At 70.3% G+C, this 12,448-nt stretch carries 11 protein-coding genes and 1 pseudogene; 6 read left to right on the top strand and 6 right to left on the bottom strand.

The genetic code is table 11. From position 1 onward, the window contains the following. The first annotated feature begins 1 nt into the window (after window position 1). The 3 genes from secF to IE226_RS19105 all read left to right on the top strand — a co-directional run bounded on the left by secF (window position 2) and on the right by IE226_RS19105 (window position 4,493). Window positions 2-1,138 (top strand): protein translocase subunit SecF, encoded by a 1,137-nt coding sequence (secF, locus tag IE226_RS19115; protein ID WP_190082507.1) that lies wholly within the window; start codon window positions 2-4, stop codon window positions 1,136-1,138. Next, a complete protein-coding gene (locus tag IE226_RS19110; protein ID WP_190082506.1) occupies window positions 1,135-1,683 on the top strand; it encodes an adenine phosphoribosyltransferase in 549 nt (182 codons plus the stop codon). Before secF ends, IE226_RS19110 begins: the two co-directional genes overlap by 4 nt. A 221-nt stretch (window positions 1,684-1,904) precedes the next feature. Further along, entirely contained in the window at window positions 1,905-4,493 is a 2,589-nt protein-coding gene (locus IE226_RS19105) for a RelA/SpoT family protein (protein WP_190082505.1), read from the top strand. A gap of 69 nt (window positions 4,494-4,562) precedes the next feature. Here the strand turns inward: IE226_RS19105 and IE226_RS19100 are convergent, their stop codons facing one another. Then, on the bottom strand, window positions 4,563-5,795 hold the full coding sequence (locus IE226_RS19100; protein WP_190082504.1) for a DUF349 domain-containing protein: 1,233 nt from the start codon (window positions 5,793-5,795) through the stop codon (window positions 4,563-4,565). Between the two features lie 133 nt (window positions 5,796-5,928). Then, on the bottom strand, window positions 5,929-6,756 hold the full coding sequence (locus IE226_RS19095; protein WP_190082503.1) for a peptidylprolyl isomerase: 828 nt from the start codon (window positions 6,754-6,756) through the stop codon (window positions 5,929-5,931). A 145-nt stretch (window positions 6,757-6,901) separates the two neighbouring features. On the opposite strand from IE226_RS19095, the gene IE226_RS19090 reads away from it, so the two are divergent. Continuing rightward, complete coding sequence (locus IE226_RS19090) at window positions 6,902-7,606, top strand: MBL fold metallo-hydrolase (protein WP_190082502.1); 705 nt, start codon at window positions 6,902-6,904, stop codon at window positions 7,604-7,606. A gap of 13 nt (window positions 7,607-7,619) precedes the next feature. Beyond that, window positions 7,620-8,882, top strand: a complete 1,263-nt coding sequence (gene hisS / locus IE226_RS19085; protein ID WP_190082501.1) for a histidine--tRNA ligase — start codon at window positions 7,620-7,622, stop codon at window positions 8,880-8,882. 170 nt (window positions 8,883-9,052) lie between these two features. Here hisS and IE226_RS19080 read toward each other — a convergent pair whose 3' ends face one another. From IE226_RS19080 to IE226_RS19070, 4 genes and pseudogenes are all read right to left on the bottom strand, one after another. Next, complete coding sequence (locus IE226_RS19080; RefSeq protein WP_190082500.1) at window positions 9,053-9,676, bottom strand: response regulator; 624 nt, start codon at window positions 9,674-9,676, stop codon at window positions 9,053-9,055. After that, window positions 9,673-10,875: a sensor histidine kinase gene (locus tag IE226_RS19075; RefSeq protein ID WP_373306993.1), complete on the bottom strand. Its 1,203-nt coding sequence runs from the start codon at window positions 10,873-10,875 to the stop codon at window positions 9,673-9,675. The genes IE226_RS19080 and IE226_RS19075 overlap by 4 nt, the downstream gene beginning before the upstream one ends. Continuing rightward, window positions 10,872-11,032 (bottom strand): annotated as a pseudogene (locus tag IE226_RS44120) (ABC transporter permease); the annotation flags it as partial. The pseudogene IE226_RS44120 and the gene IE226_RS19075, both read right to left, overlap by 4 nt. A 100-nt stretch (window positions 11,033-11,132) precedes the next feature. Beyond that, window positions 11,133-12,056: an ABC transporter ATP-binding protein gene (locus IE226_RS19070; RefSeq protein WP_190082499.1), complete on the bottom strand. Its 924-nt coding sequence runs from the start codon at window positions 12,054-12,056 to the stop codon at window positions 11,133-11,135. Between the two features lie 137 nt (window positions 12,057-12,193). On the opposite strand from IE226_RS19070, the gene IE226_RS19065 reads away from it, so the two are divergent. After that, the coding region (locus IE226_RS19065) for a vitamin K epoxide reductase family protein (RefSeq protein WP_308429495.1) at window positions 12,194-12,448 on the top strand (255 nt) is incomplete at its 3' end.

The raw sequence follows: 12,448 nt of genomic DNA, 5'->3' as shown, positions 1-12,448 counted from the left end.
GGTGTCGAAGCTCGGCAATCTCGGCGCCAGGCTCTACCGCGGTGAGGTCGGCTACGACTTCGTCGGCAAGCGCAAGATCTGGTACGGCATCTCGATCCTGATCACCATCACGGCCATCGTCGGCCTGGCGGTGCGCGGCCTGAACATGGGCATCGAGTTCGAGGGCGGTGCCGTCTTCACCACCCCGAAGACCAGCGTCTCGGTGGCCCAGGCGGAGAAGTACGCGGAAGAGGCCTCCGGCCACGACGCGCTCGTCCAGGAGCTCGGCTCGGGCGGTCTGCGCATCCAGGTCGCGGGCGTGGACACCGCCAAGTCCGACCAGATCAAGGCTGACCTGGCCAAGGACATGGACCTCAAGCCGGAGTCCATCAACGCCGACCTCGTGGGCCCCAGCTGGGGTGAGCAGATCAGCCAGAAGGCCTGGCAGGGTCTGATCATCTTCATGGTCCTCGTGGTGATCTATCTGGCGATCGCCTTCGAGTGGCGCATGGCGCTTGCCGCGCTGATCGCCCTGATCCACGACATCACGATCACCGTCGGTGTGTACGCACTGGTGGGCTTCGAGGTCACCCAGGGCACGATCATCGGTCTGCTCACGATCCTCGGTTACTCGCTCTACGACACCGTGGTGGTCTTCGACAGCTTGAAGGAGCAGTCGAAGGACCTCACCAAGCAGACGCGGTGGACGTACAGCGAGGTCGCCAACCGCAGCATCAACAGCACCCTGGTGCGCTCGATCAACACCACGGTCGTCGCGCTCCTGCCGGTCGCCGGACTGCTCTTCATCGGCGGCGGCTTCCTCGGGGCGGGCATGCTCAACGACATCTCGCTGTCGCTGTTCGTCGGCCTCGCGGCCGGTGCGTACTCCTCGATCTTCATCGCCACGCCGCTCGTCGCCGACCTCAAGGAGACCGAGCCGGCGATGAAGGCGCTCAAGAAGCGCGTCCTCGCCAAGCGTGCCGCTGCCGCGGCCAAGGGCGAGTCCGTGGAGAGCGAGAGCGACGCGCGGATCGAGGAGGACGACGAGCCGCAGGACGACGAGCCGGCGGGGGCCACCCCCGCGGGCGTCGTCGGGCCGCGCACCCAGCCGGCCTCGCGGGGCCGGGGCCGCGGCCGTCCTTCGGGGAAGCGCCGATGACCGAGCTCGCCGGCACGACGGAGCTGCTGCTCAGCCGCATCCGGGACGTTCCTGACTACCCCGAGCCCGGGGTGATGTTCAAGGACATCACCCCGCTGCTCGCGGACCCGGAGGCCTTCGCCGCACTCACCGAGGCCCTCGCGGCCCTCGCCGTGCGGTACGGCGCCACGAAGATCGTCGGCCTGGAGGCCCGCGGCTTCATCCTGGGCGCCCCGGTGGCCCTGCGCGCCGGGCTCGGCTTCATCCCCGTACGCAAGGCGGGCAAGCTCCCCGGAGCGACGCTCGCCCAGTCGTACGACCTGGAGTACGGCAGCGCGGAGATCGAGGTGCACGCCGAGGACCTCGCCGCCGACGACCGCGTCATGGTCGTCGACGACGTCCTGGCGACCGGCGGTACCGCCGAGGCGTCCCTGCGGCTCATCCGCCGCGCGGGCGCTCAGGTCGCCGGTGTGGCCGTCCTGATGGAGCTCGGCTTCCTCGGGGGCCGCGCCAAGCTGGAGACAGCGCTGGAGGGCGCCCCGCTGGACGCCCTTCTCACCGTCTGAGCAGCCACCACGCACACCCGAGGCGGGCCCGGAGGAATCCGGCGCCCGCCTCGGGTGTTCCCAGTACAGAAGCCTGTCGTTCGCCGCGTGGAACCTCAGGCGTCCCTCCCGTAGTGAGCAGTCTCACGAGCTGGGGGAGAGCCGAAGGTCCAGGATCGATACCATGGGCTCTTCGGGACCTGACCGGGGGACCCGGATCGCGCACGCACAGGGAGCGCCTCTTGCCAGACGAGTCCAAGGCACTCACCGCCGCCAAGGCCGCAGAGCAGGCCAAGGGCGCGGCGGCGGCCTCCACTGCCGCGCCCGCGAAGAGCCCGGCGCCCGCCTCGGGCGCGACGCCGGCGAAGCAGGCGAGCACGCCTCCCAGCACCAAGCCCGCATCGAGCACGCCCGGCGACGGCGCCAGGCGTGAGCGGCCGGCCGCCGAGCCCGCGCGGTCCAAGCCGCCCACCGAGGCCCGCGCAGGCAGCACGACGCCCACGCCGCGGCCCACCGCCGCCAAGAACGAGCGCTCGGGCTCCTCCAACCGCGTACGCGCCCGCCTGGCCCGCCTCGGCGTCCAGCGTTCGAACCCGTACAACCCGGTCCTGGAGCCCTTGCTGCGGATAGTGCGCAGCAACGACCCCAAGATCGAGACGGCGACGCTGCGCCAGATCGAGAAGGCCTATCAGGTCGCCGAGCGCTGGCACCGCGGCCAGAAGCGCAAGAGCGGCGATCCGTACATCACGCATCCGCTCGCCGTGACGACCATCCTCGCCGAGCTCGGCATGGACCCCGCCACCCTGATGGCCGGGCTCCTGCACGACACCGTCGAGGACACCGAGTACGGCCTGGACACCCTCAAGCGCGACTTCGGCGACCAGGTCGCCCTGCTCGTCGACGGCGTCACCAAGCTGGACAAGGTCAAGTTCGGCGAGGCCGCGCAGGCCGAGACCGTGCGCAAGATGGTCGTCGCCATGGCCAAGGACCCCCGCGTCCTGGTCATCAAGCTCGCCGACCGCCTGCACAACATGCGCACGATGCGGTATCTCAAGCGCGAGAAGCAGGAGAAGAAGGCCCGCGAGACGCTGGAGATCTACGCGCCCCTGGCCCACCGCCTGGGCATGAACACCATCAAGTGGGAGCTGGAGGACCTCGCCTTCGCGATCCTCTACCCCAAGATGTACGACGAGATCGTGCGCCTGGTCGCCGAGCGCGCCCCCAAGCGCGACGAGTATCTGGCCATAGTGACCGACGAGGTCCAGGCCGACCTGCGCGCCGCCCGGATCAAGGCGACCGTCACCGGACGCCCGAAGCACTACTACAGCGTCTACCAGAAGATGATCGTCCGCGGCCGTGACTTCGCCGAGATCTACGACCTGGTGGGCATCCGCGTCCTCGTCGACACGGTCCGCGACTGCTATGCCGCACTCGGCACCGTCCACGCGCGATGGAACCCGGTCCCCGGCCGGTTCAAGGACTACATCGCGATGCCGAAGTTCAACATGTACCAGTCGCTGCACACGACGGTCATCGGCCCCAACGGCAAGCCGGTCGAGCTCCAGATCCGTACGTTCGACATGCACCGCCGCGCCGAGTACGGCATCGCCGCGCACTGGAAGTACAAGCAGGAGGCCGTCGCCGGTGCCTCGAAGGTGCGCACCGACGTACCGAAGAAGGCCGGCGGCAAGGACGACCACCTCAACGATATGGCGTGGCTGCGCCAGCTCCTGGACTGGCAGAAGGAGACCGAGGACCCCAGCGAGTTCCTGGAGTCCCTGCGCTTCGACCTCTCCCGCAACGAGGTCTTCGTCTTCACGCCGAAGGGCGACGTCATAGCGCTTCCGGCGGGCGCCACCCCGGTCGACTTCTCGTACGCGGTGCACACCGAGGTGGGCCACCGCACCATAGGAGCGCGGGTCAACGGCCGTCTCGTACCGCTCGAATCGACCCTGGACAACGGCGACCTGGTGGAGGTCTTCACCTCCAAGGCGGCGGGCGCGGGTCCGTCCCGCGACTGGCTCGGCTTCGTCAAGTCGCCGCGGGCGCGCAACAAGATCCGCGCGTGGTTCTCCAAGGAGCGCCGCGACGAGGCGATCGAGCAGGGCAAGGACGCCATCGCACGCGCCATGCGCAAGCAGAACCTGCCGATCCAGCGCATCCTGACCGGCGACTCCCTGGTCACCCTCGCGCACGAGATGCGCTACCCCGACATCTCGTCCCTGTACGCGGCGATCGGCGAAGGCCATGTCACCGCGCAGTCCGTCGTGCAGAAGCTCGTCCAGGCGCTCGGCGGCGAGGAGGCCGCCAACGAGGACATCGCCGAGAGCACACCGCCCTCGCGCAGCCGCAGCAAGCGTCGCGCCAACGCCGACCCCGGAGTCGTCGTCAAGGGCGTCGAGGACGTCTGGGTCAAGCTGGCCCGTTGCTGTACGCCCGTCCCCGGAGATCCGATCATCGGCTTCGTCACGCGCGGCAGCGGCGTATCCGTTCACCGCAGCGACTGCGTGAACGTCGACTCGCTCTCCCGCGAGCCCGAGCGCATCCTCGAGGTCGAGTGGGCGCCCACCCAGTCCTCGGTCTTCCTGGTCGCCATCCAGGTCGAGGCACTGGACCGCTCGCGCCTCCTGTCGGACGTCACGCGCATCCTCTCGGACCAGCACGTGAACATCCTGTCCGCGGCCGTCCAGACCTCCCGCGACCGCGTCGCCACCTCACGCTTCACCTTCGAGATGGGCGACCCCAAGCACCTGGGCCATGTGCTCAAGGCGGTCAGGGGAGTCGAGGGCGTCTATGACGTGTACAGGGTGACGTCGGCGCGCAGGCCGTAAACCGGTCCACTACGTAGAGGGGCTCCCGTACGCGATGTACGGGAGCCCCTCTACGTAGTGAGCGAAAACTCAGCCGCCGAACTCGTGCAGACCCTTGAGGGCCTGGTCGAGAAGCGCCTGGCGGCCGTCGAGTTCCTTCTGGAGCTTGTCGGCCTTGGCGTTGTTGCCCGCCGCGCGCGCCTTCTCGATCTGGTCGACCAGCTTGTCGACGGCGGCCTGCAGCTGGCCGGTCAGACCCTCGGCCCGCGCCCGCGCCTCAGGGTTCGTACGGCGCCACTCGGCCTCCTCGGAGTCCTGCAGGGCCCTCTCCACCGCGTGCATCCGGCCCTCGACCTTCGGCCGTGCGTCACGCGGGACGTGGCCGATGGCCTCCCAGCGCTCGTTGAGCGCACGGAAGGCCGCGCGCGCCGACTTGAGGTCCTTGACCGGGACGAGCTTCTCGGCCTCCTCGGCCAGCTCCTCCTTCAGCTTCAGGTTCTCCGTCTGCTCGGCGTCCCGCTCCGCGAAGACCGAGCTGCGCGCCGCGAAGAACACGTCCTGGGCGCCGCGGAAGCGGTTCCACAGGTCGTCCTCGTGCTCGCGCTGGGCGCGGCCCGCGGCCTTCCACTCGGTCATCAGGTCGCGGTAGCGCGCGGCCGTCGGACCCCAGTCGGTCGAGTTGGAGAGGGCCTCGGCCTCGCCGACCAGCTTCTCCTTGGTCTTGCGGGCCTCCTCGCGCTGGGCGTCGAGCGAGGCGAAGTGGGCCTTGCGCCGCTTGGAGAACGCCGAGCGGGCATGCGAGAAGCGGTGCCACAGCTCGTCGTCCGACTTGCGGTCCAGGCGCGGCAGACCCTTCCAGGTGTCCACCAGGGCGCGAAGCCGCTCGCCCGCCGCCCGCCACTGCTCGCTCTGGGCGAGCTCCTCGGCCTCGACGACCAGCGCCTCCTTGGCGTGCCTCGCCTCGTCCGACTGCTTGGCCTTTTGGACCTTGCGCTCTTCACGGCGCGCGTCGACGGTCTCGACGAGCTTGTCCAGACGCGTGCTGAGGGCGTCCAGATCGCCGACCGCGTGTGCCTCGTCCACCTGCTGGCGCAGGTGCTCGATGGCGGTCATGGCGTCCTTGGCCGACAGATCGGTCGTTTTCACCCGGCGCTCGAGAAGTCCGATCTCGACGACCAGACCGTCGTACTTGCGCTCGAAGTAGGCAAGGGCCTCGTCAGGAGATCCCGCCTTCCACGAACCGACTTCGCGCTCGCTGCCGTCGGCCTTGCGCACATACACGGTCCCCGTCTCGTCGACGCGGCCCCACGGGTCGCTGCTCACAGCGCCTCCTCCACATGATGCCTGTGCAGGGCCCCCGGCCCCCGGCATCGTCCACAGTTTCGTCTCCGCCAACATAGGCGACGCGCGGGGCGGCTGTCCGCATCCCGCGCGTCCGAAGTTTGCCCGCGGGCGGTCAGGATTTCGACACGGTCGCCTTGTTGATGACGACCGTCGCGTTCGGGGCGCCGTCGCCCCGCCCGGTGCTCTCGCCGGCATCGGCGATCTTCTTGAGCACCTTCATACCGGAATCGGAAATGGTCCCGAACGGTGTGTAGTCGGGCGGGAGCTGACTGTCCTGGTAGACCAGGAAGAACTGGCTGCCGCCGGAGTCCCGGCCCTTCTTCTCCGCGGCCTTGTACTTGTTGGCCATCGCGACCGTACCCGTCGGATACACGTTCCCCTTGAGCCTCTTGTCCTTGAGGTTCTCGTCGGGGATCGAGTAGCCGGGACCGCCCTCGCCGGTGCCCTCCGGGTCGCCGCACTGCAGGACGTAGATGCCGCCCGTGACGAGTCGGTGGCACTTCGTGTGGTCGAGGTAGCCCTTGTTCACCAGGAAGTTGAAGGAGTTGACCGTGTGCGGGGCCTTCGACGCCGACAGGTCGAGGTCGATGTCGCCGCAGGTCGTGCTCAGCTTCATCGCGTAGTCCGCCGACTTGTCGATCGTCATCGCCGGCTCCTTCTTGAAGCTGAGCGGCTTCACCTTGCCGCTCGCGGGCTTCTCGCAGGGATCCGGCTTGGTGGTGGGGCTCGCGTTCGTGTTCGCCGCGTTCTCGGACGTGCCGCCGTCGTCGAAGGCACCCGCCGCGTACGAGACCGCGCCACCGGCCACGACCACCGCGAGGGCCGAGGCGATCACCGCGTTGCGCATCCGCGCCCTGCGCCGCGCGGCCTCCCGGCGCTGCTGCTGCCGCAAGAACTTCTCCCGGGCGAGCTGACGCCGCCGCTGATCGTTGCTGACCACCGGGTTCTCTCTCCTCTGCGTGGATGACCGCTTCTGTGTGCCCCGTACCGTATATGGGTTAGCTGTGGAATCGGGAGCGCCGGTAGGCTCTGATCTGCCGCGACCTGCGCGGTCACCTCCGCCGGACGACGAACGAAGGACGATCGTGCTCATTGCCGGGTTTCCCGCCGGGGCCTGGGGGACCAACTGCTACTTGGTCGCCCCCGCCGCAGGCGAGGAGTGCGTGATCATCGACCCGGGCCACCAGGCCGCCGAGGGAGTCGAGGAAGCGCTCGAGAAGCATCGGCTCAAGCCCGTCGCGGTCATCCTCACCCATGGCCACATCGACCACGTCGCCTCGGTCGTGCCGGTCTGCGGCGCGCACGACGTGCCCGCGTGGATCCACCCCGAGGACCGGTACATGATGAGCGACCCGGAGAAGGCCATAGGCCGTTCCTTCGGCGCGCAGCTGCTCGGCGAACTGACCGTGGGGGAGCCCTCCGACGTCAAGGAGCTGGCCGACGGCGCGCGGCTGAAGCTCGCCGGACTTGACTTCTCCGTCGCGCACGCGCCGGGGCATACGAAGGGGTCGGTGACGTTCCGGCTCCCCGAGTCCGCCGAGGTTCCCTCGGTGTTCTTCTCGGGCGACCTGCTCTTCGCCGGCTCCATCGGCCGCACCGACCTGCCCGGCGGATCGCAGGACGAGATGTTCGAATCGCTGGCGCGTGTGTGCCTGCCGCTCGACGACTCGACCGTGGTCCTGCCCGGTCACAACGAGCACACGACCATCGGCCGTGAGCGCGCCACCAACCCGTATCTGCGCCAGGTGGCCGCCGGCCAGGGAGCCGACGCTCCCCGACGAGGAATGTGACGAGAGAAAACCCGTGAGCACCTTCAAGGCCCCCAAGGGCACCTACGACCTGCTGCCCCCGGACTCGGCGAAGTACCTGGCGGTGCGCGAGGCCATCTCCGCGCCGCTGAAGAACTCCGGCTACGGCTACGTGGAGACCCCCGGCTTCGAGAACGTCGAGCTGTTCTCGCGCGGCGTCGGCGAGTCCACCGACATCGTCTCCAAGGAGATGTACGCCTTCGAGACCAAGGGCGGCGACCAGCTCGCCCTGCGCCCCGAGGGAACGGCATCGGTTCTGCGCGCGGCCCTGGAGGCCAACCTGCACAAGGCGGGCAACCTCCCGGTCAAGCTCTGGTACTCCGGCTCGTACTATCGCTACGAGCGCCCGCAGAAGGGCCGCTACCGCCACTTCTCGCAGGTCGGCGCCGAGGCGATCGGCGCCGAGGACCCGGCCCTGGACGCCGAGCTGATCATCCTCGCGGACCAGGCGTACCGCGCCCTCGGGCTGCGGCAGTTCCGCATCCTGCTGAACTCGCTCGGCGACAAGGAATGCCGCCCCGTCTACCGCGCCGCGCTGCAGGACTTCCTGCGCGGGCTCGACCTGGACGAGGAGACACGTCGACGTATCGACATCAACCCGCTGCGGGTCCTGGACGACAAGCGCGACGACGTCCAGAAGCAGCTGGTCGGTGCCCCGATGCTGCGCGACTACCTGTGCGACGCGTGCCAGGCGTACCACGAGCAGGTGCGTGAGCTCCTGACGGCGGAGGGCGTCGCGTACGAGGACGACCCGAAGCTGGTCCGCGGCCTGGACTACTACACCCGTACGACCTTCGAGTTCGTCCACGACGGCCTCGGCTCGCAGTCCGCGGTGGGCGGCGGCGGCCGTTACGACGGCCTGTCCGAGATGATCGGCGGCCCCTCGCTGCCCTCCGTCGGCTGGGCGCTCGGCGTGGACCGCACGGTCCTGGCCCTGGAGGCGGAGGGCGTGGAGCTCGAACTGCCCTCGGCGACCAGCGTGTTCGCGGTGCCGCTCGGCGACGAGGCCCGGCGGGTGCTGTTCGCCAAGGTGACGGAGCTGCGCAAGGCCGGGGTCGCGGCGGACTTCTCGTACGGCGGGAAGGGCCTCAAGGGCGCCATGAAGAACGCCAACCGCTCGGGCGCGCGGTACACCGTCGTCGCCGGCGAGCGGGATCTCGCCGAGGGCGTCGTGCAGCTGAAGGACATGGAGTCCGGGGAGCAGGCGGCGGTCGCCGTGGACGAACTGGTGGGCGAGCTGAAGGCCCGGCTGAGCTGACTCCGGGGCGGTGTCTCCGCCGCCCCGGCCCCTGCCCGTCCCGTCCCCGGGGGCTCCGCCCCCAGACCCCCGGATCGGCCTGAACGGCCTCGTCCTCAAACGCCGGACAGGCTATTTTCAGCCCCTCCGGCGTTCGAGGAGCGGGGTCCGGGGCGGAGGGGGCGAGAGACTCAGTCCAGTAACCCCTGCCGCAGCGCATGCGTCACCGCCGCCGTCCGGTCGTCGACCCCCAACTTCCCGAAGACCCGCAGCAGATGCGTCTTCACCGTCGACTCCGCGACGAACAGCCGACGCCCGATCTCCGCGTTCGTGCACCCCTCGGCGACGAGCCGGAGCACCGCCGTCTCGCGCTCCGACAGCCGAGGCCGCTCCGGCCGGGTCCGCAGCTGGTCCACCAGGCGGGCCGCCACCGAGGGGGCCAGGACAGTCTCCCCGCGTGCCGCCGCCCGGACGGCGGAGGCCAGTTCCCCCCGCGCCAGATCCTTCAGCAGATAGCCCGCCGCACCCGCTTCCACGGCCCGCAGGATGTCGCGGTCGGTCTCGTACGTCGTCAGGACGATGACCCGGCACGGCAGCCCCGCGGCCGCCATCCGCTCGATCGATTCGACCCCGTCGCCGCCCGGCATCCGCAGGTCCATCAGGACGATGTCCGGCCGCAGCTCGGCGGCCAGCGCCTGCGCGCGGGGCCCGCTCGACGCCTCCGCTACGACGTCCAGGTCCGGCTCGGCGCTCAACATGGCGCGCAGCCCCTCGCGTACGACGGGATGATCGTCCGCCAGCAGTATGCGGATCACGGTGCGCTCCTCTCGGAGAGCGGGATCGGGAGCAGGACGGTGACGGTGGTGCCGTCGCCCGGTCCGCTCGTCACCTCGGCGGTGCCGCGGAACTCGGCCGCCCGCGCCCGCAGCCCGGGCAGGCCGTACCCCTCGTGCGGCACGCCGGCATCGAAGCCGCACCCGGAGTCCCGCACCGCGAGGGAGAGCGAGCCCCGCGCGTAGGCCAGGGCGACGCTCGCGAAAGCGCCGTCCCCCGCATGCTTGCGCACGTTGGCCAGGGCCTCCTGGCAGGAGCGCAGGGCGACCACTTCCAGGCCCGGCGGCAGCGGGCGCACGTCCCCCGTCACGGCGAGCTCGGCCCCATGCCGGTCGGCGAGGCGCCGCAGCGCGTCCGGCAGCGAACCGCCGTCCAGATCGGCGGGGGCACGGCCCGCGACCAGGGCCCGCGCCTCCGCGAGGTTCTGCCGTGCCGTCGCCTCCATCAGCTCCAGGTGGCGGCGGGCGGCGGGCACATCGCGCTCAAGCTCGGCGTCGATCGCCTGGACGAGCATGAGGACGCTGGTGAAGCCCTGGGCGAGGGTGTCGTGGATCTCGCGCGACATGCGCTCGCGTTCCGTGAGGGCGCCGCGCTCGGCGGAGAGCCGCTCGATCTCCTCCCGGCTCGTCTCCAGGTCGGCGATGAGGTCGGCCCGTTCGACGCTCTGCTCGATGATGCGGACGGTCCAGCTCCCCATCGCCACCGAGAAGACCAGCGTGACCACGGCGAAGACGGCGTGGTAGAAGATGACCTGCGACGAGGGCCGCCACAGCAGGGCCCAGCCCGCCACCGGCGCGATGTTGATGACCGTGACCGCCACGAGCGCCCGGCGCATCCGCAGACAGATGAAGCACTGCGGGATCAGCGCGAAGGTCATCAGACGCGTCTGGCCGACCAGCACGCCCGACACAAGGAATAGCGCGACCGCCCCCGCGATGTAGACGAGCGCCCGTCGTTCGTCGGCGCCCTCCGTCACCAGGACACAGCGCCCGAGCCCCACGTACCAGGGGACGAGGAGCAGCAGAATCCCCGCCGCCGTGAGCCGGACGGGCCCCCCGGCCCCGCCGTGCCGAGCATGAAGACCAGGGTGGCGGCCCAGACCACGGCGAAGTACGAGTCCCAGAGCCGGAAGCTGCGCTGCCAGATGTTCGAGTCGCGCGGCCCGGAACGGCCCGGTCATCCGTCGCGCCGTTCCTTCACCGGAAGGTCAGCAGACACAGCGCCAATCCTCCGACGCACCAGGCACCGAGCACCAGAGCGATGCGTCCATACTCCCAACTCCCCGCCTGCTCCAGGACGCTCGCCGACTCGGGCAGGAACACTCCGCGAAAGCCCTCAGCTCCAGCGCGCCCTGATGCAGACCGAGCACCCAGGCCGATGGCAGCCGCGGGGTGCTGCGCTCGGCGGGACGTACGCCTGTGCCGGTCGCCGTCGCTGTCATCGCGCGCCTCCTTCTTGAGAGCCCTGAACGTCCTGCCCGTCCTGCCCCTCCTGGCCGGTGAGGCGCAGGTATACGTCTTCCAGGGTGGGGCGGCTGACGCGCAGCCCCGGGACCTCCCCGTCGAACCGGGACGCCAGTTCGGCGACGGTCCGCGTCGGGGTCCCAGTGCGCTCGCCGCGCGGGGTCCCGTCCGGATCGGTCCACTCGACGGTCGCCTCCGTCCCGTACCGGCGGCGCAGGGCCGCGGGTTCGCCCTCGGCAACCACCCGCCCCGCGGCGATCACCGCGAGCCGGTGGGCCAGTGCCTCGGCCTCCTCCAGGTAGTGCGTGGTGAGCACGATGGTCGTGCCCTCGTCGGCGAGCCTGCGGAGCAAGCCCCAGAACTGGCGCCGCGCGGCCGGGTCGAAGCCCGTCGTCGGCTCGTCCAGGAGCAGGAGCCCGGGGTCGCCGATGACGCCGAGCGCCACGTCGAGGCGCCTGCGCTGGCCGCCGGAGAGGCTCTTGATGCGGCTCGCCGCCTTCTCCTCGAGGCCGACGAGCGCGATGACGTCCTCGGGGTCGCGCGGCTTCGGGTAGTAGCGGGCGAACTGACGTACTGTCTCGCGCACCGTCAGCTCGGCGGGCGCCGATTCGTCCTGCCAGACGACCCCGACGCGTGAACGCCGCGCGCGCCCCGCGGAGGCGGGGTCGGCGCCGAGCACGGAGACCTCGCCGCCGTCCCGCGCGCGGTTGCCCTGGAGGATCTCCACCGTGGTGCTCTTGCCCGCCCCGTTGGGGCCGAGGATGCCGAAGACCTCCCCGTGCCGGATGGCCAGGTCGACGCCGTCCAGGGCCGTCACCTCGCCGTAGCGCTTGCGCAGTCCCCGGACGTCCACCGCCAGCCCGGCCGTGTCCGTCGTCGTGCCCTCGTGTGTCGTCATGCCGTCGAGCGTCGCGGCGGAGCGAACGCTCCGGGACCTCCGTGCGTACCTCCTTATGTCCATCGAACGGTGGACACACGCGCGCGTGCGGCACAATGTCCGTGCCCGCAGGCCCCCACAAGCGACGGAACGGCGTGATGAGCAAGACGACCCCGGCAAGCGAAAGCCGCCCCTCCGACCACGATCGCGAGCGGGGCGGCACGGACGCGCCGCCCGGTGTCGGCGGGAGCCGTGCGTTCGCGCTGCTTCTGGTGATCACGGGTGCGGCGGGTCTGCTCGCGGCGTGGGTCATCACGCTGGACAAGTTCAAGCTCCTCGAGGACCCGGACTTCACGCCGGGCTGCAGCCTCAATCCGGTCGTCTCGTGCGGCAACATCATGCAGAGCGAGCAG

The sequence above is a fragment of the Streptomyces longisporoflavus genome (assembly GCF_014649775.1).
GTDB lineage: Bacteria > Actinomycetota > Actinomycetes > Streptomycetales > Streptomycetaceae > Streptomyces > Streptomyces longisporoflavus.
This window is presented reverse-complemented; position numbering and strand designations above follow the sequence as displayed.